Here is a 23,969-nt window from a genome sequence, read left to right on the forward strand (position 1 = left end):
CAACTGCACGCGAGAGTGCATGACGGGAGCTCAAATGCCTGAGAAACCTACGGACAAACAGGAGCCGGTCGAGGAGTTGCAGCCGGCCGCTGAAACTCCACAAGTGAGGGGCGAGGCTGCGCCGGAGATCTCTGCGGCTCCAATGGCGGAGGCGAGTGATTTAGCGGTAGATGAGTCTGCTGTCTCTGCCCGTTCGACGGGTCCGGCTTCGTCAGTTACTGCGAATGCAGTCGTCGCGCCAGTGGACGTGAGAGAGCCTGCGGCGGCGACGATACGACTTCAAAAGAAGCATTCCCTGGCGATTCGATGGATGCACTGGGTGAACTTCCCGGTGCTGTTCACGATGATCTGGAGCGGGTTGTTGATCTACTGGAATGATTCTGATAACGCCTATCAGCATCCGCACGCGGTGTATCGGGTGGGCGTCGGATCGCTGACGGTGGTGCGGCTGTTTCCACCGTGGTTCTGGAAGCTGATCAATGCGCCCTATCGTGTGACCGAGGGGCTGGGGTATCACTTTTTCTTTATGTGGATCTTTGCGATCAATGGGATCTTGTATGTGTCGTATCTGTTGATCTCGGGGGAGTGGCGGGTGCTGGTGCCGGAGCGCAGATCATTTCTGGATGCGATTCAGGTGACGCTGGTGGATCTGCATCTTCGCAAGGGCTTGCCGCCGCAGAAGAAGTACAACGGCGCGCAGAAGATTGCTTATACGTCGGTTGTTCTGATGGGGTTGGGGTCGCTGGTCACGGGGCTTTCGATCTACAAGCCGACGCAGGTGCACTGGATCACGTCGCTGCTGGGCGGCTATGAGATGGCGCGGTGGGAGCACTTCTGGCTGACGATGGGCTTCTGTGCGTTCTTTGTAGTGCATGTAATGCAGGTGATCCTTGCGGGGTGGAATAACTTTCGCTCGATGGTGAGTGGATATGAGATTGTTCCGGCGACGAAGACTTCGCTGGAAGAGGAGAGGAGGGTGGGATGAGCGACGGACAGGAGGAGCGTGAAGAGCAGGAGCAAAGGCGCAAGTGGGAGAGCGAGAAGAAGGATCGCGACGACGACCTGGAGCGTGATTGGGAGCGCGTGGGAGAGCGGGAGCGGAGAGATTCGCGTGCCGCAGAGGTAGAGGCGCTGGATGCCGGGGTGAGGGCGCAGTCGGGGCAGAGGACGCGGCGGAGTTTTGTGATTGCGGCGGCAGCGGCTGCGAGCGGATATGGTTTTTATCGGTGGATCGATCGGAGTCCGGGCGACCAACTGATACCGAGGCCGCTGCGGAAGATGCTGGAGTTCAATGCCAGAGTGTCGCGTGGGGCGTTTGATGAGCGCGGGCTCGCGCCGACATATCCGGTGGCTCGATCCATGGAGCTGCGGACGAACGGCAACTATGGATTGAAGATGAACCTGGTCCCGGAGAGCTATCGTCTGCAAATGGTGGGAGTGGAGGACGCGAAGAGGCTTCCGCAGTATGTGGAGGATGTGACGGCGTGGGAGTATCAATACGTCGCGAAGCAAGACGCTGGGCCGGTGGAGCACGATACGAAGGTCGCACCCAAAGCTGCTGCTGTTGTCGGAAATGGATCGAAAGCCAAGGCAGATCCCAATGGCGACGCGGGCATGGGCGAAGGGCCGATGATGCAGGGTGGCGCTGCAAGCACGATGGTTGGTGGGGGCGGCGACAAGAAGAACGAAGTGAAGATGCCGCCCGCGTTTGAGGCTGCGTTTGCTGCGTTGAAGAAAGCGCAGGGGAATAAGCGGCCGCGGGGGCAGGAAGAGGCAGGCATGTCGGACAACACGCTTGATCCTGGTACGCCGGGGTTGCTGTTGACGATGGACGATGTGACGAGCCTGCCGCACCACGAGTTGGTGACGGAGTTCAAGTGCATCGAAGGATGGAGCCAGGTGGTGCACTGGGGTGGGCGCCGGTTAGCGGATTTAATTGCGAAGTATCCGCCGGAGAGGAAGCCGGATGGATCGCTGCCGAAATACGTCTATATGGAGACGCCAGATGGGGACTACTACTGTGGGTTTAGTCTGCAGGCTTGCATGCATCCGCAGAGCCTGTTGGTGACTGAGATGGCGGGGCGGCCGCTGGCGCAGTGGCACGGAGCACCAATTCGGTTACATATGCCGATCAAGTACGGTTACAAACAGATCAAACGGATTGGGCTGATCGCATACACCGACAGACGGCCTGATGACTACTGGACAAAGCTGGGGTATGACTGGTATGCGGGGCTTTGAATGACTTAAGTCCTGCCGGACGGGCCGCCTTCGCGGCGAGCGGTCACTTCGTGACTTGTATACCGCTTCGCGTGGTGCTCCCGTTGGTCGCAAACGGATGATGATTCCGACCAACGGGAGGGCTGATGCTGCTCACGCTGCGCAGACCGGTACACTCGTCACGAAGTGACCGCCCCACGAGCAGTGGACCTGTCCGGCAGGACACTGTCAGCTGGCGATGGTGCCTTGATGGAAGAGGAGCTGCCAGCGGTTGTCGCGAAAGATCCAGAGTGAGGAGCGATGGGAGACGGCGACTGAGGTGGTGGCACGATAGGTGGCGTGGACGACATTCTCTGCGAGCTGCGCGATGTAGAAGTGGTGGATGGTTGCGGGGCGAGCTGCGCTGGATAAGAGCACATCGATGGTCTGTTGGCGATTGAAGACGCGGCCGGAGGTGCAGAACTCCCTGTACTCGTCGGCGAAGAGTGGAATGAGGGCTCTGCGGTCAGTCTCCCGGTCAGGATGGAGGAGACGCTCTTCGAGTGCATAGAGATGGTCTTGAAGTTCGGACTTAGTCATGGAACGAAGACTCCAATTGTTAATACGAACGACAGAGTCGAGGGTTTCATTGTGACAGATTTTATTGGTTCGGGTTTTTATCCGTGAGGTCGCTGGTGTTCGGCTTGCGCGCAAGGGCAACGCGCGGGATCTGCTGGAGATCGTTGAGGAAGGTGAGATCGTTCCATCCGGCTAGCAGGTGGGTGAGCGGCTGCTGCTGGCCGTGGCCAATCTCGAGCGCGAGGAGACCGGTTGGTTTGAGTGCGCTCAGCGCTTCCGGGATGAGCCGCCGGTAGAGGTCGAGGCCGGTCTCGCCTGCGAAGAGCGCGGCGGCGGGCTCATGCTCGCGAACCTGGGGGTGCAGGGTGAGGCGGTCGGATTCGGGGATATAGGGTGGGTTGCTGACAATGGCGTCGAAGGTTGCGCCGTGAGATTTGATGGCGGCGAGGAGATCGGAGGTAAGGAACTGGATCCGATCGGCTACGTTGTGGTCGTGAGCGTTCTGCTCTGCGATGGCGAGGGCATCGAGAGATAGATCGACGGCGATGATCTCGGCCAGTGGAAGGTGGACGGCGATGGCGATGGCGATGGCTCCCGACCCGGTGCCGATATCGACGAGCCTTACAGGCTGATTCGCAGGGATGAGTTTGAGCACCGCTTCGACGAGATGTTCGGTCTCGGGGCGAGGGATGAGGACAGCGGGAGTGACGTGGAGACGCAAGCCGTAGAACTCCTGCTCGCCGGTGATGTACTGGATGGGCTCGAGCTGGCGGCGGCGGTTGATAGCGATCTGATAAAGCGCGTCTTGGGCGGGGGAGAGGTCGCGGTCGGGATATGCGATGAGAGTGACGCGGGAGATCTGCAGCGTGTGGAGGAGAAGGAGTTCGGCGTCGCGGTGGGCGTGTTCGCTGAGGTGTGGGTTGGCGGCCAGCTCGGCTGCAGCGTTGGTGATGGCCTGGCGGAGGGTCATTCTGGCGGCTACCTTGGCTGCGGCTGAGCGGTGTCTGAGGTTGTGGGAAGGATGGTAGAGCTGGCGGCGAAGCGATGGTGGTTGCTGTACTTCGCGGTGAAGCGGAAGGCGTTGGTCTTCGGGGTCTCGGTCGTAAAGGCGATGACCGTGGTGGGCAGCCAGAAGGATCTTCCGTTGAGAGTGACGGGTGCGAAGTCAACGGAGGCTGTGCCTCGAACTGCCTGATCTTTGCCAACGGGATTGGGGACGGTGCGCTCGATGTGCGTAACCTGCGCCGAGGCGGTGTCGATGACGAACTTGCCGGTGGTGCCAGGCTGGATGGAGACGCAGGCCGATTGTTTCGCGGCAGATTCACGGGCGGTGAAGGTGAAAGCTTCCGTACCAGGAGAGGCTGGGGAGGAGCGATCGGACTGGTAGTCGAAGCACTCGTGGCGATCGGAGGAGAGAAATTTTGCAAGTACGCCGCTGAAGCCTCCGCGGAACGAGATGGGCATGTCGAGTTTCTTGCCGCTCGATGATTTGCCGTTGATCGACTTCACTTCGCGAGACTCTTCGAGGGCGCCGTCTGGCGAAGGCGATCGCGCGACGCGGAAGAGCGCTTCGACGGTGGTTTCGTGTTTGAGCTGACCGTCATGGATCTCCTGAGAGGTGATGTGCTCGTCACAGAGAAAGCTGGGGACGGTGGACTTGTACTGCTCGGTGTTGGCTTCGATGCGGGAGAGGATCTGCTCGAGTGCGGGGTCGGGCTGCTGGGCCAGGACAGCGGCGAAGCAGCCGACAAGGCAGACGGGAGACAGGCGTGCGAGAAGTGAAGAGAGGCGCATGCGTGACTTTACGGTAGCAGAGGGGAGATGGTTCGCTAGCGGGTTTCGAGGATCAGGACGTTGCCATCGGGATCGATCACGGTGAGGGTGGCTCCGTTTTTGACGGCGAAGATGCCTTCTTTGTGGAGGTGGCGCGCGGCCTTGCCCAGGTTGCTCGATTCGAGGGTGATGCGAGCATGCATGCCGGTGGTTGCAGGTATGATCTCCAACTCCTGGCCGCTCTCGCCGGGCATGTGGAGGCTCATCGGATCGTTGGCGATGGGCTTGAAGTTGAGCTGATTGATGTAGAAGTCGCGAGCCGAGGCGGGGTCTGCCATTGGGACTGACACCGCGACCAGCTTTTCGCCGATGCGGTCTGGACCAAGATGTTTGCCCTGGTCTTCGCTGTGGAGCGAACCCGCGAGGTACTGGGTGTACTCGATGGTCTGTGGACTGGAGGTTTGCAGAGGGCCCCCCAGGATGAAGCGAAGGTTCCCAGCGGTTGTTTTAAGGATGGGAGTGGGAGTAAGGCCGTGGCTGCGGTAGTCGTCGTTGATCGCCTGCAGGTCGGCGCCTTCAAAGCATAGGCTCAGGAAGCCGGCATCGGGCTCGGTTGGGTTGGCCGCGTGGAGCTCGATGAACTGGGTGTCGTTGACCTTGAGGAAGGACTCGTAAGGGACGTTGTCTTTGCGCAGATCGAAGGCCTGTTCGAAGCCGAGCTTCTCGTAGAAGGCCACTGAGGCGGCGAGATCGTGGACGCGAAGAGCAACGTGGGCGAAGCCGTTGAAGGGCGGTGTCCTGGTATCAGGCTGTGCGTGAAGAAGGGGTGCGAAGAGGATTAAAGCAAGAGTGAAATATCTTGCTAAAGATAGAGTCGGCCCAGAGCACCCGTTGAGGTGCTGTTTGATCATGCCGCGATTCCTTGGGAGATTAGTTACGGCCATAACACAGGACGCTTGAAATCGATATGGGAGAGTAGTTCGGGTGCGAGGCGAACCTTTGGCGGTTCAATTAAGACAGTTTGCAGGCCCGCTCGGCGGCCGTATTTGAGAGCTGGAACACAATCGGTGTCGTTCGAAACCAATACGATCCGTTCAACTGCGTGATTGGCAGCATATGCCGCAATATCCAAACCAATTCGCATATCGACTCCTTTCTGCTCAAAATCTGGCTGAAAGTCTGCGTCGGTGAGTTGAGCCTGATTTGTTACAGGCGTGCGTTTTGGTTTGAATCCCCTGAATTTCAGCACTCCACGACGAACTGCGAAGAGATCTTTATGTGAAAGCTCATGGAGCCACGCATCGGATGACTGAAATACGTGAGGCAGACCTGAGACGGGTAGTTTTACTGTGCCCGAATACAAAGCGCAATCGTAGTAGAGGATTCGAAACAAGGATTCATCGGCTGTTTTGCAGGCTAATGCAAATCGTTCGATGTAATCGGGGTTGTAGATCCTTTTTGCTTTCTTCGCCTCAACCCTGAGAAACCCACCATCAATTAAAACAGCTACTCTTACATCGGGCATTCAAAATGCTCCCCCAAAAATATAAAGCCCCCATAAGGGGGCGTATAGTGCTCGCCTACGAGCGTAACGGATAACACCACTTTACTCACTCCTTATCAAGATAGCAATAGATGTCGAAAATCTTATTAAGCCACCCGTCATTTGAACGGTACTAACATAAGCACGGGTTCAGGCAGCCTCTGCTTCGGCTTTGAGCTTTTCCGCGGTGTAGTGCGCGATGAGTGCGTCGATGGTGGGCTGAATCTGGCCTTCCATCACCATCGCGAGCTGGTGGTTGGTGAGGCCGATGCGGTGATCGGTGAGGCGGTTCTGAGGGAAGTTGTAGGTGCGGATCTTCTCGCTGCGGTCGCCGGAGCCGATCTGCTGCTTGCGATCCTTCGCCTGGAGTTGGTGGATGCGTTCGGCCTCCACTTCATAGAGGCGGGCGCGGAGGACACGCATTCCCTTCTCGCGATTCTTGATCTGCGACTTTTCGTCCTGGCAGCTGACGACGGTGTTGGTCGGCAGATGCGTGATGCGGACTGCGGAGTAGGTGGTGTTCACCGACTGTCCGCCGGGTCCGGAAGAGCAGAAGGTGTCGATGCGCAGATCCTTGGCTTCAATCTTGATGTCGACCTCTTCGGCCTCGGGTAGAACGGCGACGGTGATGGCGGAGGTGTGGACGCGGCCTTGGGTTTCGGTCGCGGGAACGCGCTGAACGCGATGGACGCCGGACTCGTACTTGAGCTGCGAGTAGACGTTTTCGCCTTCGATGATCGCCGTTACGTCCTTCAATCCATGGCCGATGCCAGACTCGGTCTGGGAGAGGATCTCGACCTTCCACTTGTGCTGCTCGGCGAAGCGCATATACATGCGGAAGACCTCTGCGACGAAGAGTGCTGCCTCGTCGCCGCCGGTGCCGGCACGTAGCTCGAGGATGACGTTCTTCTCGTCGTTAGGGTCTTTGGGGAGGAGTAGAACTTTGAGCTGCTCCTCTACAGGCTCGAGGCGCGGCTCCAGGGTGTCGAGCTCGGCCTGTGCCATCTCTTTTACCTCGGGGTCGGGGTCGGCGAGCATGGCTGTAGCCTCGGCGATGCCGTCCCGTATCTTGCGGTACTCGCGAAACTTCTCGACGGTGGGCTCCATGTCGCGGTGCTGCTTGGCGATGCCCTGAAACTTCTTCTGGTCGTTGACCAGCGTGGGGTCGGACATCTGCCTGCCGAGGTCTTCGTAACGGGCTTCAAGTTGATCGAGGCGGTCGAACATGGCTACTCCATTGAGTAAAAAGGAATTAGGGGATCAGAAGGGTCGGGGTAGAGGAGAGGCGCAGCTAGGCAAAATCGTGGCGGTCGGGAGACTCGGCCACGCGGGAGAGAGACACCGAATTTGCGGCTGTGTTCATGTCTGTTTAGATGTTACTCCTTGTGCCTACGGTGCAGCCAGCCCCTTTTTGGCATCTTTACTGAGTGGAATCAGTTGATCCCAAACGGGGAATCGGGCATTCGGGGTGAGGGTTGAAGCTATGGCGTTGTTTGCGGTGGTGGCGGAGCTGGCAGAGCAGTTGGCGCAGGAGGCTGGAAAGCTGAAGAAGCGCGCAGTTATGGCAGAGGCGATCGCGAAGGTGCACTCAGCAAGTCCGGAGAGTGGGTCGGAGAGCGAAGACTCAGGTTTGCTGGCGCTCTATCTTGCCGGAACGCCGTTTGCAGAGGCGGATTCGCGGAAGCTGAACGCCGGCGGGGCGTTACTCTCGAAGGCGCTGCTGGCGGTCAGTGGAGCCAGCGATCAGGCGCTGACGGCGGCGTACCGGCGGCACGGAGACATGGGTGCGGCGGCCTTTGATCTGCTGATCGCAGCGAGAGAGGAGAATGCTCCTGAGCTGACGCTGGCCGAGGTAGCCGAAGCGTTTGCTGCGATGGCCGTGGCGAAGACGACGGCGATTCGTGCGGCTCTGGTCGAGGGTTTGCTGCGGCGGGCGACTCCGCTCGAGGCAAAGTATCTGCTGAAGCTGATGCTTGGCGATATGCGAATTGGAGTGAAGCAGAGCCTGGTGGAGGAGGCGATTGCCGCTGCGGCTGGAGCTTCTGTGGAAGCTGTACGTCGAGCGGTGATGCTCGAGGCGGATCTTGGTAGCGCCGTGCAGCGAGCCTTCTCCGGGACCCTGCCTGAGGCAAGGATGCGGCTGTTTCATCCGCTGGGATTCATGCTGGCGTCGCCGGTGGAGACGCCGGAGGAGGCGGTGGAGCGGTTCACCGAAAAGCCCGCGAAGGTGCCGGTTGTGAAGACCGGCAAGCCTCGCAAAGACAAGAAGGCAGTGACCGTAGAAGCGGCGAACGAAGTGATGGAAGAAGCTGCGGTGCCGCAAAGTTTTGATGCGAGTGCCGATGTCGACGCCGAGCAGTTTGCCGATGCTTCGCCCGAAGATGTACTTGCAAAAGGGACGCAGGCGGGCGGTAATGCGACGCTCGCAAACGCCACAGATGCCCAGGGCGTGCAGGCGTTTCTCGAAGACAAGTACGACGGGATGCGGGCGCAGATACACTGCGGAGACTCCGGTCAGCCGGGGCGGGTGGCGATCTACTCTCGCAACAAGGAAGACGTTACCGAAAGCTTCCCAGAGCTCGAGGAGGCGTTTGCGCAGGTTCGCGCCGACCCGGATGCAGATGCGAGTGAAGGTTCCCTGATCCCGTACTCTCTGATATTCGACGGGGAGATTCTGGGATGGGACTTCGAACAGGCGCGTGCTCTCCCGTTCGCCGTGCTGGGGCAGAGGATTGGGCGTAAGCGAGTTTCGAACGAGTGGCGCCAGCAGGTGCCGGTCATCTTTATGGCCTTCGACCTGATGTGCGCCGATGGCGAACTGCTGCTGGAGCTGCCGTTACGGGAGCGGCGCAATCGGCTGGAGGCGGTGGTGGAGCGACTGGTAGAGCGCGTGGCCTCTCCGCTGGTGGTGGACGAGCGGGCGCGTGATTCGCAGGCGGTGTTGTTTGCAGGCGAGCAGAGCGCTGGATTGGAGAGGCTGATGATCTCGCCGTCGCGGCTGGTGGAGTCTGCGGAAGATATTGACCGGGCTTACGCCGATGCACGAGCGCGAGCGAATGAGGGTGTGATGCTGAAGGCCGCGGAGTCAATCTATCAGCCGGGTCGGCGGGGGCTGGCGTGGGTAAAGCTGAAGCGCGAGTTGGCGACGCTGGACGTGGTGGTGACGGGCGCGGAGTTTGGGCATGGGCGGCGCGCAGGCATCTTGAGCGACTATACGTTCGCGGTGCGCGGCGATGCGGGCGAGCTACTCAACGTCGGCAAAGCCTACTCGGGCCTGACGGACGTCGAGATCGGCGAGATGAGCGCGTGGATGATGGAGCACACTCTCGAAGACCAGGGGCACTTTCGCACGGTGGAACCGCTGATGGTGCTGGAGGTAGCGTTCAACAACATTATGCGCAGCGGCCGTCACGCGAGCGGGTTTGCGCTTCGTTTTCCGCGCATCCTGAAGATCCGGACGGACAAGCCTGTGGCCGAGATTGATACCGTCTCGCGGGTGGAAGAGGTGTATCAGTCTCAGGTCGACAAACCGGTGGAATGACCCGAACGCTGTCCGGTAGGACTGCAGCGAGGAAGCCTTCGGGCTCGCCGAGTTTAACCGACAGAACCTTGTATTTCTTGATTGCTATGGCTCCCTCTGGCTGCTAAAGTCCGTTCCACAGCCACCTAGTTCGTCGGGGAGACGATGATCGAAGACAGCCACGCGCCAGGCAGGGTAACCCAATTTGTCGTCCTACTGATCAGCTTCGTTCTGCTGGATCTTCTATCCCTGCCTATCTTTTTTTCGTACTACCTCTGGGTCTTTGCCGATAGAAGCAACTTCCTCAACCTCGACTACATGCTCGCCGAACATCTTCACCTGGGGGTGGATGCCTTTTATCAGTACGGGCTTCTTCCGGTCTTGATTCAGCACGGCCTGTTTGCGATCTTCGGCCGCGGCTACTGGCCGATGATTGGTTGCACGATCGTCGTGTTGATCCTGATGGTGGTGTTCTGGACTTATTTTCTGCGTGACCTCTCCTCGCGGTGGTTGTATCTCGCCGCGGTGGTCGCGGTCGCTCCTCTTCTTCTGTGGGTCAATCCCAACTTCCCTTACTCTCTGGTGCAGTTGTCGATGTTGTTTGCTCTGCTCTTTCTTGTGGAGGGGCGTGCGGACGTGGCGCTTGCCGTCTCGGTGATTGGCTGCTTCAGCGTTCCGTCGTTGCCGCTGCTTCTCACTGGACTTCTCGCTCTCTATATCGCAGCGGACTGGTGGTTCAACAGCGACCGTTCGATTCGGCTTCTGGTCCGTCGCTTTGCTCCCGGCGTTCTGACGTACGTTGTCTTGTTCGCCGGTCTAAGCGCCTACTTTGGGGTTCAATCCACTCTGGTAACGGCGCTCCCCATGCTGGGACTAAAGTTTTACTATGGCACGGCGGGCAAGATGGACTACAACGACCTGAAGGGCTTCCTGCATCCCGCCGGCCACAGTTTGAAGTACTACCTCGGGTATTACGTCGTCACGCCGATTACATGGTGGATCCTCAGCACGCTCGCCCTGGCTGCTATGGGAGCCTGGGCGCTGCGCGTAATGATCCGCAGCGGCAGACCCGATCCCAGGCACGCCGCCGTAGCCTTCTGCGCGGCGCTGCAGCTTTTCTTTGCCGTCGCAGCGTACAAGGGCGACGGGCAGCACATTATCTACGACCCAATCGTTGCAGCTGGCGTACTCCTTGGCATCTCGCTGCTCACGATTCCTCGCTGGCAGAATCGCTCGCTGATCCTCTTTATCTGCATAGGACTATGTGCGCAGCTGGGGCAGGCCAGACTCACTCTGGCTGCGTGGCGGGGGACTCATCGCTACCCCGTTACAAAAAACCTCTACGCAGAGCCTGAGTACGCTGAGCAGATGGCGAAGATCCTCGAGATCGCCTCGACGAAGAAACTTTTGATGATGTCGAATGCAACGGGCGTTCACGGCTACTATCCAACGATCGGCTCTCCGGACGCATGGTTTCTTATGCCGCACCAGCAGCTTCCTGCGGATCGCGAGCGCATCATCGCCGGTGTTCGCGCGGCCGAGGTGGTGGTCGAGGACACCACGCACGTCCCGTACTTTACCGACCGCGATCCGGATGTTCAGGCTCAACTCCGCTCGATGTGCCTGACCGACGTAACCCGCGACTTCCAGATATGGTGGCGAAATCCGCCGGAGTCCGCCACCTGCAAACTCAACCTGCGCAATACGCGAAGCAGTGCGGAGTCAACGGCAACGATGTCGGACTCTGCGCCCGTACCTCATTGATCGCAGCCCACCGGGTGACAGATCGATCTCAACAGGCAGAGAATGCTGGAGTGAGCCTTGAGATCTCGAGACGCGAGTTGTTGCGGGGTGGGGCTGCTGTTGCGGCTGGTGGGGCGCTGCAACGTACCGGATTTGCCGCTGTTAGCGCGGGGCCGCTCGAAGAGGTTGGTTATTCGCAGGTGACGCTCAAGAGTGCGCCGCACCTGGCTCAGATGGAGAACGCGCGCGCCATACTCATGGGGATCAGCGACGACAGCCTGTTGATGCCGTTCCGAAAGATGGTGGGACAGGATGCGCCGGGCGAAGATATCGGCGGGTGGTATCAGTACCGGGCGGACTATGACTACAGAAAAGAAGACGCGGGGCTGGCGCCGAGTGCAACGTTCGGGCAGTGGGTGTCGGCCTTGTCGCGGATGTATGCGATCACGGGCGATCCCGCGTTGCGCGAGCGTGTCGTGCGTCTGAATCGTCTCTACGCCAAGACAATCGCCACTGAGTACTATGCCAACAACCGCTTTCCCGCCTATTGCTTCGACAGGCTGGTCTGCGGGCTGATGGATGCGCACCGGCTCGCGGGAGACGACGATGCCTTGGCGATCCTGGAGCGCACACGAAAGGCTGCATTGCCTGAGTTGCCGTCCCGCGCGGTGGACCGCGAGGTCGTTTGGAGGCAGGGCAAAGATGTCTCCTGGACCTGGGATGAGAGCTACACCCTTCCGGAGAATTTGTATCTCGTATCGTTGCAGATGAACGGAGAGGGGCACATCTACCGCGAGATGGCAGAGCGTTATCTTGATGACGCAAGCTACTTCGATCCACTGGCACGTGGAGAGAACGTGCTCGGAGGCAGGCACGCGTACAGCTATGTCAATGCCTTGTGCTCCGCAATGCAGGCTTATCTTGTCGGCGGAAGCGAGAAGCATCTGCGCGCCGCGAAGAATGGCTTCGACATGCTTCTTGCTCAAAGCTTCGCAACCGGCGGGTGGGGACCGGATGAGATGTTGAAGGCTCCTGGATCGGGTAAGGTCTTCGCAAGCCTGGCAACGAGTCACAACAGCTTCGAGACACCTTGCGGAGCCTATGCGCACATGAAACTGACGCGGTACCTGCTACGCTGCACACGCGACGGCCGTTATGGCGACAGCATGGAGCGGGTAATGTACAACACCGTCATGGGCGCCATGCCGCTGCAGCCCGATGGCCACGCCTTCTATTACTCGGACTACCGCTCGCGACCTTCGGAGAAGGCAGGGGATGGTACAAACGGCACGTTGGACATCGGAGCAAAGCGGGTTTATTCAACCCACCGGTGGCCCTGTTGTTCGGGAACGCTGCCGCAGGTCGCCGCGGACTACTGGATCAACGGATATTTCCACGAGCCGGGAGCGATGTGGGTTAACCTCTATCTGCCATCTGTTCTTCGGTGGAGCGAAGGCGGCGCACAGCTCGAGATGGAATTGGAAGGAGATTATCCGGAGACGCCGGAGGTTCGCCTGCGCCTGAAGACCACGCGCGTGGTGCCGTTTGCACTGAAGTTGCGAATTCCGGCCTGGGCCGACGGGGCCACGCTGCAGGTGAACGGTAGCCCCTTTCCGATGACAGTAGCGTTGGGGTTCGCCACGGTGCAGCGCAGATGGCGGACCGGCGATACGGTGAAGCTGCAACTGCCGATGAAGCCGAGAATCGAGACGTTGGATGAGGCGCATCCCGAGACGGCAGCGGTCCTGTTTGGGCCGAGGGTGTTGCTCGCACTGGCTTCCGGGCCAGTAGTGGCACGCAGAGCGCAAGCTCTCGCTGTAGAACAGGACAAGCAACGCGAGTGGATATTGGAGAGCACCAACGGGCCAGTAAAGATGGTTCCTTTTACCTCGGTTGGGGACCAGGAGTATCTGACCTATCTCCAACTGATGAGCTAAATGGATAAGGCAACCCATAGGCCGAAGACAAAAAATCGCAGAGGTAAAAATCTAACACCCAATGATCTCTGGATGCATCTTAAGCTCCATGGAATACAGACAGCTTGGTAAATCGGGTTTGAAGGTGCCGGAGCTCTGCTTCGGTGCGGGTACGTTTGGCACTGCCAACGAGTTTTTCAAAGCCTGGTCGGAGACGACGCAGGAGGAGGCGAATCGGATCGTCGACATCTGTATGGATGCGGGGATGAACTTGTTCGATACGGCAGATGTCTACTCTGATGGCGAGAGCGAGAAGGCGCTGGGCAAGGCGTTGGCCAAGCACAATCGCGACGACGTGATGATCTCGACCAAGGCGACCTTCCGGCTTGGCAAGGGACCGAACGATGTAGGATCATCGCGCTATCATCTGATTCAGTCAGCGGAACGCTCGCTGAAGCGGCTCGGCACCGACTATATCGACATCTATCACCTGCATGCGTTCGATGCCACCTCGCCCGTGGAGGAGACGCTCCGTGCGCTCGATGACCTGGTGCGCGAAGGCAAAATTCGTTACATCGCCTGCTCCAATTTTTCGGGATGGCATCTGATGAAGTCGCTAAGCGTGAGCGAGCGTTATGGCTGGTCGCGTTATGTTGGCCATCAGGTGTACTACTCACTGGTTGGCCGCGACTACGAGTGGGAGCTGATGCCGCTGGCCGCCGATCAGGGCGTCGGCGCGCTGGTTTGGTCGCCGCTGGGTTGGGGACGTTTAACCGGCAAGATCCGCCGCGGCACCGGCATCCCGAAGGACAGCCGTCTGAACTCAAACATCGTGACCGATGCGGGGCCGCAGGTGCCGGAGGAGTATCTCTACACCGTCGTCGACGCCATCGACGAGATCGCAAAGGAGACCGGTAAGACCGTGCCGCAGATCGCACTAAACTGGCTGTTGCGCAGGCCTACGGTTTCGACTTTGGTTGTCGGAGCAAGAAACGAGGAGCAGTTGAAACAGAACCTCGGCGCCATCGGCTGGGAGCTCACTAAAGAGCAGGTGGCTAAGCTCGATAAGGCGAGCGAGTTGCCGAAGGCTTATCCGTACTGGCACCAGGCTCAGTTCAAAGAGCGGAACCCGTTTCCGGTTTAGACGCGTAGAATTGGCGATGATCTCGGGGCCTCGTGGACTCCCTGCGAGCCTCGCCAATTTTAGTACTTGTGAGGTTGAATGCGCCGAAGGTTTCCTGCGTTGGTTTTGTTTTGTCTTTTAGTTCTTGCTGGAGGCTACGCGGCGGTAACCTTCCTGCCGCAGTTCATTCTCGGATACCTGGGTATGCCGCGACGCTATCATGTGTATGCGCAGAGGCATCGATTCACGGTTCAGGGCGATCACTTTGTACTGGATGGCAAGCCCTTCCCGATCATCTCGGGAGAGATGCACTATCCGCGAATTCCGCGAGCGTATTGGCGCCAGCGATTCCGAATGGCCAAAGCGATGGGCTTGAACACGATCACGACATATGTCTTCTGGAACGTGCATGAACCGAAGCCGGGTGTATACGACTTTTCCGGCAACAACGATGTCGCAGAGTTTGTTCGTGAGGCTCAGCAGGAAGGCCTCTACGTAATCCTGCGGCCCGGGCCTTATGTCTGCGCGGAGTGGGAGTTTGGCGGCTATCCCTCGTGGCTGCTGAAGGATCACGAGACCAGGGTGCGCACCAGCGACCCAAAGTTCATGGCGCCCACTGCTCGATGGATTGCGCGGCTGGGAAAGGAGCTTGCTCCCTTGCAGGTGGGCAATGGCGGCCCTATTATCCTCACGCAGGTGGAGAATGAATACGGATCGTTCGGCCGCGATCATGCTTACATGGAGCAGATTCACAAGCTTCTCGTCGATGCGGGATTCACTCAGTCGCAGCTCTATACCGCGGACGGCCCGGAGCAGGTGCCGAATGGCTCCTTGCCGGAGCTTCCTGTCGGGATCAACTTTGGAGGCGAAGAAGATGGCGCAGCAGAGCGGGCATTCGCGAAGCTGAAAGAGGTCCGTCCGAACGGACCATTCATCAACAGCGAGTACTGGGCCGGTTGGTTCGATCACTGGGGAGCAGACCATGCGAACACCCACGCGGATAAGCAGGCAGACAATCTGCAATGGATGCTGGCGCATGGTTACTCCGTCAGCTTCTATATGTTTCACGGCGGAACCAGCTTTGGCTGGATGAATGGCTCGAACGGCGATCAGAAAGGCAGCTACGAGCCGGACGTCACCAGCTACGACTACGACGCAGCGCTGGATGAAGGGGGGCGTCCCACGCCGAAGTACTTCGTGTTTCGCGACCTCATCGCAAAGTCCACCGGCATCACCGCGTCACCCGTGCCTGAAGTCGCACCGGCGATTCGAACTCCGGAGTCTAGATTTGTCGAGTCCGCATCCTTATGGGAGAATCTGCCCACGCCCATCCGATCGGATCATCCGCTCAGCATGGAAGATGTCGACCAGTCCTATGGCTACATTCTGTATCGCACGACCTTGCAGTCAGCCGATCAGGGTGAGCTGGTTCTCGATGAACTTCACAGCTACGCCCAGGTCTATCTGGATGGCAAATTGCTTGGAACTCTCGATAGGCGACTAAAGCAGGATCGTCTTACACTTCCTGCGACTGCCGACAAAGCGCGTCTCGACATTCTGGTGGAAAATACCGGCCGGATCAACTTTGGCAAAGCCATTGGTGGCGAACGCGCCGGAATAACAAAGCAGGTCACGTTGGGCGGCAAGGAACTCACAGGTTGGGAGATCTATCCGTTGCCGATGAACAATACCGCGAGCTTGAAGTTTTCAAAGCAGCCCTGCGAAGGCGCTTGTTTTTATCGCGCCAGCTTTGAGCTAAGCACCCTTGGCGATACCTTCCTCGACACCAGCCAATTGACGAAGGGCCAGCTTTGGCTCAATGGCCGCGCGCTGGGCCGCATCTGGACCATCGGGCCACAAAAGACACTCTATGCTCCGGCACCGTGGATGATGACGGGAAGCAATGAAGTGATCGTATTCGATCTGCAGGGCAAGATGGGCGCGGCTGTCCGTGGGCTGGACAAACCAGTACTTGGTGCACCACCAACGAAAGAGTCTCCCGTAGCCCGGTAGTGCTCCTCAAAAAGAAGAGCCTCAGGCACGTTCCTGAGGCTCTCTTAGACGTTGCATTGGTTGCTGCGGTTAGAATTTCATCAGAAACGCCACGGTCAGGCGGTTCTCGCTCTCGCGAAGATCGGGACTCCACCCTGCAACGACTGAACCCGGTGCTCCGAATGTATTTCCTCCTGGCGGAGTGACGCCACCGGGTCCGGCGAAGTATGGGACGTTCGCTGCACGGTGGTTGTACTCCAACCGATAGGTGAAGTACTGGCTCGGCATGTAGTCGGCTGTCACCGAAGCGTCCCATGCCTTGAAGGGATCACCCGGATTCTCCGTGAAGTAAGGTGTGCCTGAAGATGCGGTCGCTCCGTTGATCGGTGGGAGAAGGACGAGGTAACGGCCGGGGTTGTTGATGCGTCCACCGCCAACGGTCAGGCCGTATTTATCACGGTCAAACCAGAGCCGGTTGTAAAACATGAAGCCGAGAAAGCTCTGCTTTGGCCCGTTCTTGCCGTTCCCCATGCAACTGACCCCGCCGCCACTCTCGCAACCAGCATCGCCGGTAAGCGTCATCGCAGCTTTGCTGATGGTTGCCATGGGGCGGTCATAGTACTTGTACTCGATGCTGTCGTCGGTGTGATACCGTGTGCGGTTGCCGATGCCAAGCGCGTCCTCGCCATAGCCGTACTGGTTGCCGAGAATCTCCAGCTTGCCGGTGGGTCGATAGAGGATCTGTCCGCCCAGGCCGGGCCGATTGTTGAAGCGGCCATATGACTGCCAGCCATTGATGAACCACGGCTCGATCTTCAACTTGGCCGTCGGATACCACTGCACGCGCACGCCATTGAAGAACCACGGAGTGTTTGAGGAGACGTACGACGGCTGATAGGCCCAGTTGTCGAACTGATAAAACGAAAACAGGCCGACGTAAGAGAGGAAGATACCGGCATCCACGTTGAGGCCGTGCTGCACGTTGAAGTGGTAGCCTGCGTTGGCCTCGCCCACATAACGATAGGCGTCGGCGAGGTCCCACTGCCCCCGTGAGGGGCTGGCGTCGTTGCGCGGTGTGGCTGTGGCGTAGAGGCCGATCTGGCTCAAAACCCGGGCGTGCACATTGTTCAAGTGGAAGTCGCCGCCGATCCCAAGATCCGTCAGCGTTACCTCGCTGGACCGAAAGACCTCGCTCGAACCAACGATGGTGTCGTCCTGCGGATGGCGGAAGTCATAGGTATAGCTCACATCGGAGCGAATCTCCGGGGTAAAGAACTTCGTTGCATAAGGAGTGTCCTTGGTGCGTGCGTTGCCGTTCAGCCAGGTAAAGTCCGCAAAGGCGAACGGCTCTGAGTGTGGGCTTTTGGGGTCAGTCACCTCCGGCTCCGCCTCCGTAAGAACAGAAGAGGAGGCAGAGGCCTTGGCTGTTGTGACGTGGTGCGTCTCCGGCGCAATGGCACTGGCCGTCTTCAGAGCCGTCAACTCCTTCTGAATCTCCTCCAGCTTATCCTGCAACTGCTGAATCTTCTGATCCTGAGCTGTCTGGTGCTCCGGTGTGGACTGAGTATTCTCTACGGCCGTCTGCAGATTCGGCTCTGTCGTCTGAGCCCGAAGATTGCTTGCGCAAACAGCCATCCCCGCTGCAAAGGTAAACGCAGCCAGACCGAATCGCTGACCGCATAAGGTTATTCTGTTTTTCACTGACGCTCTCCATTCCTTACAGCCGCCGTGGCTGGTGCAAGGAACCGCCAAGCCGCAAGACGCTGATACTCAGAGCGTAGCGAGCTTGCTATAACGAGTTCGTCAAGAAGGCATAATGAATCCATAAAGGGCGTGAAGTTTTGAGCTTGGGCTAAAAGAGAGAGGGTTGCCTCCACTTGGACGCAACCCTTTGGTTTTCTTGACTAACGTGCGTAACTAGTGGCCGGCGGAAGGGCTTGCATGCTTGGGCGGCCGCGGAATGAAAAACAGCAGCGGCAGCATGCAGGCGCAGAAGACCGCGAGGTACTGGATGATGTCGAGATAACCGAGCATGCCGGCCTGACGGTGCAGCTCGTTGTAAAGGTAGGCCTGGGCAGTGTGGGAGCCGGCGCCTGTCATGGGGTTGCCGCCACTGTGTCCGCCAAACATCCCCTTCAGCTTTGCGACTTGATTCATGAAGGCCTGATTGCCCGAGGTAAGATTGCGAACCATGTTGTTCTCATGCGCTGCGGTGCGGCGGATCAGCATGGTCGCGACGAACGCCGTTCCGCATGAGCCGCCGATGTTACGCGCCAGGTTGGTAAGGCCCGAGACGTCGTTGTTCTCCGATTGCTTCACGCCAATATAGGCGATGGTGTTGATCGGGATAAACAGGAACGCAATACCCGAAGCCTGGAAGCAGCGCACGAAGACCAGGTAGCCATAGCTCACGCCAAGGTTCAGCGTGTGCATCGTGATCAGAGACAGTGTCAGCATGACGAAGCCATAGCCGATGAGCTTGCGTGGATCGATCTTGCCCACCAGAATGCCGACGATCGGCATCATGCACATCATCATCAGACCCGCGGGCGAAAGCACCAGCCCGGCAAGTTCGGCAGTGTACCCAAGCAGCGTCTGCACAAACTGCGGAATCAGGATAGTAGTGCCGTAGAGTGAAAAGCCGAGCACGAACATCAGGACGAAGCTGATGGCGAAGTTGCGGCGTTTGAAGAGGGTGAGGTTAAGGATTGGGCGGTGGCCTTCGCGCAGTTGTTTGAGCTCCCACCAGATCATGGTCACGAAAGCGACCACCACGGTGACGGTGAAGAAGGTGATCAGTTTTGAGGCGAACCAGTCATCCTCCTGGCCCTTGTCAAGAATGAACTCGAGCGAGCCGAAGGTAAGTCCCAGCAGGCCGAAGCCGAGAAAGTCCAGTTTGATACCCCCCTTCTGCGAGAGCTCAACCTGCTTCTTCACGTAGGGAGGATCTTCGACGATGCGCGAGGTAAGGAACAGCGAGATCAGGCAGATGGGGACGTTGAGAAAGAAGATCCAGCGCCAGTCGAAGTTGTCGGTGATGTAGCCGCCCAGCGTGGGCCCAATGGCAGGCGCGCAGACGACGGCGAGGCCATACATCGCGAAGGCCTGCCCGCGCTTCTCTGGTGGAAAGGTGTCAGCCAGGATCGCCTGTTCCGACGGTGCAAGGCCGCCGCCTCCAACGCCCTGCAGGATGCGGCAGAAGATCAGGATCGGCAGCGAAGGAGCAAAGCCGCAGAGAGCCGAGCTGATGCCGAACAGCGCGACGCAGATCATGTAGAACTTCTTGCGCCCGATGAACGTCGTCATATAAGCGCCGGCAGGCAGAATAATCGCATTCGCAACCAGGTAGGCGGTGAGCACCCACGTGGCCTCATCCTGGGTTGCGCCCAAGCCGCCCGCGATGTGCGGCAGCGCGACGTTGGCGATCGAGGAGTCGAGAACCTCCATAAACGTCGCCAGCGTCACCGTCATGGCGATAATCCACGGGTTGATCCGCGGACGCCAGGGGCGTTCCACTGCGGGGTGATGCTCGGGACTATTCGCTTCAGAGAGCTGGGCCTCGGGGAGGTCTAATACAGTAGCTGCCATGTGTGGTGATTGGATTTGCCTCGAGGAGGCCCGGATTCAGAGAGTTTCAGACAAAATTTGAGTGAACGCCATTGAAATGGTCCGCTTTTTTACCATATCCAGCGTCGGCCACTGCATCCTGCCGCTTGGTTTTAGAGCGATCGAATAATCGACGCCGCTATGCTTTCCACTGGAACGGTCTTGCGTTGTGGTGCATCCCGCGCCGGATCGTAGTAGAGCAGCCGGCCACAGCTCTCGCAGGTCATCATGGTCTCGTCATTGCTGCGATCGCGAAGGTCGTTCCAGCGCTGCGGCCTCACCATCATCTGGCAGGCCATGCACTTCTGATTGAGCGCCTCGGCTACGCCTGTTCCCTTTGCCTTTGCGATTCGGTCATAAGTGGAGAGCGCGGCCTCGCCGATCTCAGCACGCACGGCGATACGTTTCTCCTCGACAGCTGCCAGCAGGGTCTTATCGGCGGCAACGGTGTCGGCCGCCCGGGCTCGTTCGCGCTCCAGCGTGGCGGTCGCGTCGGTGACGGCGTCGTCCGCGAGTTTCTTCTGCAACTCGAGTCCCTCACTGCGCTCCATGCTCTCGATCTCGGCGTCCTCAAGTTTGCTGATCTCCGCCTGTGCAAAGGCGATCTCGTGCTCGAACGCGGTCACCTGCACGGTCGTTGTGGCGAGGTCCATGTGTTTGCGCGTGCGGTCGATCTTGGCCTTTTGATCCTTGACGTCGGACTCCTGCCGCCGCCGCATCGCCTCCTCTTTAGCGATCAGATCGACGATGACGGCGCGCTGTCCCTGGGTCGCCTTCGCCTTGGTCTCCAGCGTAGCGACGTGCTTCGACAGAGCCACCATCTCATCGCGAAGCCGCTTGGCCTCGACGTCATACCCCTGCAATACGATCAGCTTTTCAAGATCCGGATGCATCTCGCGTCTCTCCTTCCCCTCGGTTCGATCGCTGAAAAATTCAACAACAGCGGAAGTCCCGAAGTCTAGCACCGCGTGCGCCAGTTGTTAAGTATGCGCCTTTATTGCTTGGCTAGCTTATCCACGTTGATGTAGTACAGATCGGTCGCCACCTCAAACTGATCCTTGGTGAGCGGCGTCTTCATGGTCTGCCACTCGGTGGTGGGATGAATCATCTCCCAGTGCTCCTTCAAGCCTACGCGCACCGGCATGGCGAAGTCTTTTTCGTCGACCTGCCAGCGATATTGGACTGTGCCTGAGGCCTCGTCGAACTTCAGCTCCAGCGTGGGAATCGCCGTATGGCGCAGATACTGATCGAAGACCGGTGTCAGGTTCATCCCGGTCTGCTGGTTGAAGTACTGCACGACATCCTCGGTCATGATGTTCTGATATTTGAAGTGCTGGTAGAAGTCGTGGATCAGCGCAAACCAGCGAGCGTCATCATCCACAATGCTGCGCAGCGTGTTGATAAACAGTGCGCCTTTAAAGTACTGGTCCTGCGGTGGCTCGGCATTGGTGCCGCGCGCGGTGATAATCGGACGATCGTTCTTCACCTTTTTCTTCAGCGCGTTGACGTACTTCACCTCATCCTCGTGGCCGTAGTTGTACTCCACGTAGAGGCACTCCAGGTAGGTGGTCCAGCCCTCGTGGATCCACATATCGGACTTGTCAGCCGCCGTGATCGCGTTGCCGAACCACTCGTGTCCGCTCTCGTGAATGATGATGAAGTCGAAGCGCGGGCTGATACCAACGCCGGTCCAGTCCCGGTCAAGATAGCCATTATGAAAGTGGTTGCCGTACGCGACAGCGCTCTGATGCTCCATGCCCGCGTACGGAACCTCGATGAGTTTGTAGCCGTCTTTCTTGAACGGATACTCGCCGAAGTAGTGGTAGTAGGCCTTCATCATGCCAGGTACCTGAGCGAACTGACGCTTCGCCCCTTCAAGATCCTCCGGCAGAACGTAGTAGTCCAGAGGCAGGTCGCCAAACTTGTCGTCGAAGTGAACGTAGTTGCCGATGTTCAACGCGACGTCGTAGTTGTTGATGGGGTAATGCACCTTCCAGTCCCAGCGCGTATATCCATCGCCGAGATCCTTCTTGCCCATAAACTTTCCATTCGACACATCCATCAGGCCGTTCGGAACAGCGACGTTGATCTCCATGCCCTCCTGCGGCTCATCGCGCCACTGGTCTTTATTCGGCCACCAGACGCTCGCGCCGGTCTCTTCACAGGCGGTGTTGATCCAGGGATGTCCGGCGGTGTCCTGCTTAAAAGTGAAGCAGCCGAAACGGCCAGTCTCCACGGGGCTTCCCGAGTAGTGAACGTCGATTGAGTAGGTATGGCCAGCGCGCAGGGTCTTTGGGAAGTCTACGAAGAAGGTGCCGCCGTCACGCTCATACTTCAGCGTGCTCTTGCCCATAGATATCTTGTCGATCTGCAACGTAGCAAAGAGTTCAAGCTGAATGCGCGTGCCGTCTGCAAGCATCTTGAAGCGAATCATATTGCTTCCGCTAATGAACTTCTTGGCCGGATCGACGCGCAGGTCGAGACGATAGAAGAGCAGATCGTTATTGGCGCGATAAGGCCCGTAGGCTCCGCGCAGAAGGTCGGCGTGTGTAGGTTCTTTGATCGCTGGTTTGTTGACCGCAGGCGGAGCCGTTGCGTTGGCAGCAGGCGTCGACGTCTGCGCGAAGAGCGGCGAGAGACTGCAGGACAGCAGGAAAAACCTGAAGAGCCGGTTGCGGAAGGCGTTCGTGAGCATTGACTTTAGCCTATCGCGATTTCTACACGGTGAAGCGCCCAAACAACGAGACGCGAAGGCAGTGGTCCGTTTTTTTGGACACCTGCGCGGACACCTGCTAAAACAAAGACCTGATGGCAATCCCCCGAATCTGCATCGACATGGACGAGGTGATGGCGGATGCGCTCGGCGAGCATCTCCTGCGCTACAACCAGCACTTCGGCGAGAACGTAACCCTCAAAGACCTCCAGGGCAAGTGGTTGTGGGACGTCGTCTCAGTGGATCGCCACACCGTGCTCGACGCATACCTTCGCTCCGAAGACTTCTTCGAGGTCCTGGCCGTGATGCCGGAGTCGCAGCGTGTCCTCGAGCGGCTGCACACCAACTATGAGGTCTTTATCGCCACCGCAGCAATGGAGGTTCCCACCTCTTTCCAGGCAAAGTACCGCTGGCTGGCGAAGCACTTCCCCTTCATCCCCGCATCCAACATCGTCTACTGCGGCGACAAGAGCATCCTGCGCGCAGACTACCTAATAGACGACAATCCCCGGCAGCTGCGGCGTTTCATGGGCGAAGGCATTCTCTATACCTCACCCCACAACGCCGGGGTCACCGGCTACAGGCGCGTCAACGACTGGCTCGACGTAGAGAAGCTGTTTTTGGGCTGACCGCGAAGTTGTTTTTGAGCTGACCACGAAGCACTCTCTGCTCTGACCACGCACCCGCTTCGTCAGGCGTACAGGTTCGATTCGAAGCGCTGCAACGCGGCATCGGACCAGGCATGGCTGGACTTGCGCCACGTATCGCCCTGCTCCGAGATGAAGTTCGGAAAGTCCATGCGGCAGTATCCGCAACGCGCCTGAAAGTCATAGAGAGCCTGCGCGGTTCCATCGAGATAGAGCACGGCCTGCAGGCCATCGCGCGACCACTCCACCGAGGCGATGCGTTGCGGCTCAGGGCGCTGCAACTCGGCGTCGCTTTTGGCCAGCGCGGCTACGTTGTAGATCAGCATTGCGTCCATAATGCTGTGTTCATGCACCTCCTGCGAGCGATCGCAGGCATAAAAATATCCAGCGACACCTTCGTCTTCGAAGACCACGGTCCACGGAACGACGGGCGAGTTGACTGAGAGAAAGGCACGGCCAGGGGTAAAAGAAAGCGACTGCATATCTCTCACGATACACTCGATGAGGCGGCTGCCGAACCCCTCCGGCGGTGTAGGTTGCGCGGCAATGTGCATGCCAGTTGCACCGCAATTGCACCCGAATTGCACCCGGATAGCCAAATGCGAGATCAGACTT

19 protein-coding genes are annotated in these 23,969 nt (G+C 58.6%); 8 read left to right on the top strand and 11 right to left on the bottom strand.

Features of this window, described 5'->3' with window-relative positions; genetic code table 11:
• Nucleotides 1–34: 34 nt before the first annotated feature.
• On the top strand, nt 35–985 hold the full coding sequence (locus RBB75_RS08305) for a cytochrome b/b6 domain-containing protein (RefSeq protein ID WP_306459731.1): 951 nt from the start codon (nt 35–37) through the stop codon (nt 983–985).
• Entirely contained in the window at nt 982–2,241 is a 1,260-nt protein-coding gene (locus RBB75_RS08310; RefSeq protein WP_179640362.1) for a molybdopterin-dependent oxidoreductase, read from the top strand. Before RBB75_RS08305 ends, RBB75_RS08310 begins: the two co-directional genes overlap by 4 nt.
• A gap of 207 nt (nt 2,242–2,448) precedes the next feature.
• Here RBB75_RS08310 and RBB75_RS08315 read toward each other — a convergent pair whose 3' ends face one another.
• The 6 genes from RBB75_RS08315 to prfA all read right to left on the bottom strand — a co-directional run bounded on the left by RBB75_RS08315 (nt 2,449) and on the right by prfA (nt 7,321).
• Nucleotides 2,449–2,799, bottom strand: a complete 351-nt coding sequence (locus tag RBB75_RS08315) for a DUF4440 domain-containing protein (protein ID WP_179640363.1) — start codon at nt 2,797–2,799, stop codon at nt 2,449–2,451.
• A gap of 61 nt (nt 2,800–2,860) precedes the next feature.
• On the bottom strand, nt 2,861–3,748 hold the full coding sequence (prmC, locus tag RBB75_RS08320) for a peptide chain release factor N(5)-glutamine methyltransferase (protein ID WP_353070149.1): 888 nt from the start codon (nt 3,746–3,748) through the stop codon (nt 2,861–2,863).
• A gap of 8 nt (nt 3,749–3,756) precedes the next feature.
• The gene (locus RBB75_RS08325; protein WP_353070150.1) at nt 3,757–4,572 is read right to left on the bottom strand and encodes a hypothetical protein; all 816 of its coding nucleotides are present in this window, start codon (nt 4,570–4,572) and stop codon (nt 3,757–3,759) included.
• A gap of 35 nt (nt 4,573–4,607) precedes the next feature.
• Nucleotides 4,608–5,462, bottom strand: a complete 855-nt coding sequence (locus RBB75_RS08330; RefSeq protein ID WP_179640366.1) for a VOC family protein — start codon at nt 5,460–5,462, stop codon at nt 4,608–4,610.
• A 23-nt stretch (nt 5,463–5,485) separates the two neighbouring features.
• Nucleotides 5,486–6,076 (bottom strand): NYN domain-containing protein, encoded by a 591-nt coding sequence (locus tag RBB75_RS08335; RefSeq protein WP_179640367.1) that lies wholly within the window; start codon nt 6,074–6,076, stop codon nt 5,486–5,488.
• A 168-nt stretch (nt 6,077–6,244) separates the two neighbouring features.
• Nucleotides 6,245–7,321 (bottom strand): peptide chain release factor 1, encoded by a 1,077-nt coding sequence (gene prfA / locus RBB75_RS08340; protein WP_179640368.1) that lies wholly within the window; start codon nt 7,319–7,321, stop codon nt 6,245–6,247.
• A gap of 256 nt (nt 7,322–7,577) precedes the next feature.
• Between prfA and RBB75_RS08345 the strand changes: the two genes are divergently transcribed.
• The 5 genes from RBB75_RS08345 (at nt 7,578) to RBB75_RS08365 (ending at nt 16,409) form a co-directional block, all read left to right on the top strand.
• Nucleotides 7,578–9,635 carry an ATP-dependent DNA ligase gene (locus tag RBB75_RS08345; protein ID WP_179640636.1) on the top strand — a complete coding sequence of 686 codons (2,058 nt, stop codon included), beginning with the start codon at nt 7,578–7,580 and terminating at the stop codon, nt 9,633–9,635.
• A gap of 144 nt (nt 9,636–9,779) precedes the next feature.
• Nucleotides 9,780–11,378 carry a hypothetical protein gene (locus RBB75_RS08350; RefSeq protein WP_179640369.1) on the top strand — a complete coding sequence of 533 codons (1,599 nt, stop codon included), beginning with the start codon at nt 9,780–9,782 and terminating at the stop codon, nt 11,376–11,378.
• Nucleotides 11,267–13,294 carry a beta-L-arabinofuranosidase domain-containing protein gene (locus RBB75_RS08355; protein ID WP_353070152.1) on the top strand — a complete coding sequence of 676 codons (2,028 nt, stop codon included), beginning with the start codon at nt 11,267–11,269 and terminating at the stop codon, nt 13,292–13,294. Before RBB75_RS08350 ends, RBB75_RS08355 begins: the two co-directional genes overlap by 112 nt.
• A gap of 88 nt (nt 13,295–13,382) precedes the next feature.
• Entirely contained in the window at nt 13,383–14,417 is a 1,035-nt protein-coding gene (locus tag RBB75_RS08360; protein WP_353070153.1) for an aldo/keto reductase, read from the top strand.
• 183 nt (nt 14,418–14,600) lie between these two features.
• Entirely contained in the window at nt 14,601–16,409 is a 1,809-nt protein-coding gene (locus RBB75_RS08365) for a glycoside hydrolase family 35 protein (protein WP_353070154.1), read from the top strand.
• 69 nt (nt 16,410–16,478) lie between these two features.
• Here the strand turns inward: RBB75_RS08365 and RBB75_RS08370 are convergent, their stop codons facing one another.
• The 4 genes from RBB75_RS08370 to RBB75_RS08385 all read right to left on the bottom strand — a co-directional run bounded on the left by RBB75_RS08370 (nt 16,479) and on the right by RBB75_RS08385 (nt 22,689).
• Nucleotides 16,479–18,089 (bottom strand): outer membrane beta-barrel protein, encoded by a 1,611-nt coding sequence (locus tag RBB75_RS08370; protein ID WP_353070155.1) that lies wholly within the window; start codon nt 18,087–18,089, stop codon nt 16,479–16,481.
• 216 nt (nt 18,090–18,305) lie between these two features.
• On the bottom strand, nt 18,306–19,976 hold the full coding sequence (locus RBB75_RS08375) for a DHA2 family efflux MFS transporter permease subunit (protein ID WP_353070156.1): 1,671 nt from the start codon (nt 19,974–19,976) through the stop codon (nt 18,306–18,308).
• Between the two features lie 131 nt (nt 19,977–20,107).
• Nucleotides 20,108–20,887: a zinc ribbon domain-containing protein gene (locus RBB75_RS08380; RefSeq protein WP_353070157.1), complete on the bottom strand. Its 780-nt coding sequence runs from the start codon at nt 20,885–20,887 to the stop codon at nt 20,108–20,110.
• Between the two features lie 101 nt (nt 20,888–20,988).
• Entirely contained in the window at nt 20,989–22,689 is a 1,701-nt protein-coding gene (locus RBB75_RS08385) for a M1 family metallopeptidase (protein ID WP_353070158.1), read from the bottom strand.
• Nucleotides 22,690–22,802: 113 nt separating this feature from the next.
• Here RBB75_RS08385 and RBB75_RS08390 point away from each other — a divergent pair, with 113 nt between their 5' ends.
• Nucleotides 22,803–23,336, top strand: coding sequence for a 5' nucleotidase, NT5C type (locus RBB75_RS08390; protein WP_257031291.1), 534 nt, complete (start codon nt 22,803–22,805; stop codon nt 23,334–23,336).
• 62 nt (nt 23,337–23,398) lie between these two features.
• Here the strand turns inward: RBB75_RS08390 and RBB75_RS08395 are convergent, their stop codons facing one another.
• Nucleotides 23,399–23,836, bottom strand: a complete 438-nt coding sequence (locus RBB75_RS08395; RefSeq protein WP_179640375.1) for a DUF2251 domain-containing protein — start codon at nt 23,834–23,836, stop codon at nt 23,399–23,401.
• Between the last annotated feature and the right edge of the window lie 133 nt (nt 23,837–23,969).

Source organism: Tunturibacter empetritectus (assembly GCF_040358985.1).
GTDB lineage: Bacteria > Acidobacteriota > Terriglobia > Terriglobales > Acidobacteriaceae > Edaphobacter > Edaphobacter empetritectus.

Excerpts from the sequence above, each read along its gene's own strand:
- RBB75_RS08335 (WP_179640367.1), bottom strand. The coding sequence starts at position 6,076 with ATGCCCGATGTAAGAGTAGCTGTTTTAATTGATGGTGGGTTTCTCAGG.
- RBB75_RS08350 (WP_179640369.1), top strand. The coding sequence starts at position 9,780 with ATGATCGAAGACAGCCACGCGCCAGGCAGGGTAACCCAATTTGTCGTC.
- RBB75_RS08330 (WP_179640366.1), bottom strand. The coding sequence starts at position 5,462 with ATGATCAAACAGCACCTCAACGGGTGCTCTGGGCCGACTCTATCTTTA.
- RBB75_RS08395 (WP_179640375.1), bottom strand. The coding sequence starts at position 23,836 with ATGCAGTCGCTTTCTTTTACCCCTGGCCGTGCCTTTCTCTCAGTCAAC.
- RBB75_RS08355 (WP_353070152.1), top strand. The coding sequence starts at position 11,267 with ATGGTGGCGAAATCCGCCGGAGTCCGCCACCTGCAAACTCAACCTGCG.
- RBB75_RS08375 (WP_353070156.1), bottom strand. The coding sequence starts at position 19,976 with ATGGCAGCTACTGTATTAGACCTCCCCGAGGCCCAGCTCTCTGAAGCG.
- RBB75_RS08305 (WP_306459731.1), top strand. The coding sequence starts at position 35 with ATGCCTGAGAAACCTACGGACAAACAGGAGCCGGTCGAGGAGTTGCAG.
- RBB75_RS08325 (WP_353070150.1), bottom strand. The coding sequence starts at position 4,572 with ATGCGCCTCTCTTCACTTCTCGCACGCCTGTCTCCCGTCTGCCTTGTC.
- prfA (WP_179640368.1), bottom strand. The coding sequence starts at position 7,321 with ATGTTCGACCGCCTCGATCAACTTGAAGCCCGTTACGAAGACCTCGGC.
- RBB75_RS08310 (WP_179640362.1), top strand. The coding sequence starts at position 982 with ATGAGCGACGGACAGGAGGAGCGTGAAGAGCAGGAGCAAAGGCGCAAG.
- RBB75_RS08390 (WP_257031291.1), top strand. The coding sequence starts at position 22,803 with ATGGCAATCCCCCGAATCTGCATCGACATGGACGAGGTGATGGCGGAT.
- RBB75_RS08380 (WP_353070157.1), bottom strand. The coding sequence starts at position 20,887 with ATGCATCCGGATCTTGAAAAGCTGATCGTATTGCAGGGGTATGACGTC.
- RBB75_RS08345 (WP_179640636.1), top strand. The coding sequence starts at position 7,578 with ATGGCGTTGTTTGCGGTGGTGGCGGAGCTGGCAGAGCAGTTGGCGCAG.
- RBB75_RS08365 (WP_353070154.1), top strand. The coding sequence starts at position 14,601 with ATGCCGCGACGCTATCATGTGTATGCGCAGAGGCATCGATTCACGGTT.
- RBB75_RS08360 (WP_353070153.1), top strand. The coding sequence starts at position 13,383 with ATGGAATACAGACAGCTTGGTAAATCGGGTTTGAAGGTGCCGGAGCTC.
- RBB75_RS08315 (WP_179640363.1), bottom strand. The coding sequence starts at position 2,799 with ATGACTAAGTCCGAACTTCAAGACCATCTCTATGCACTCGAAGAGCGT.
- RBB75_RS08385 (WP_353070158.1), bottom strand. The coding sequence starts at position 22,689 with ATGCTCACGAACGCCTTCCGCAACCGGCTCTTCAGGTTTTTCCTGCTG.
- prmC (WP_353070149.1), bottom strand. The coding sequence starts at position 3,748 with ATGACCCTCCGCCAGGCCATCACCAACGCTGCAGCCGAGCTGGCCGCC.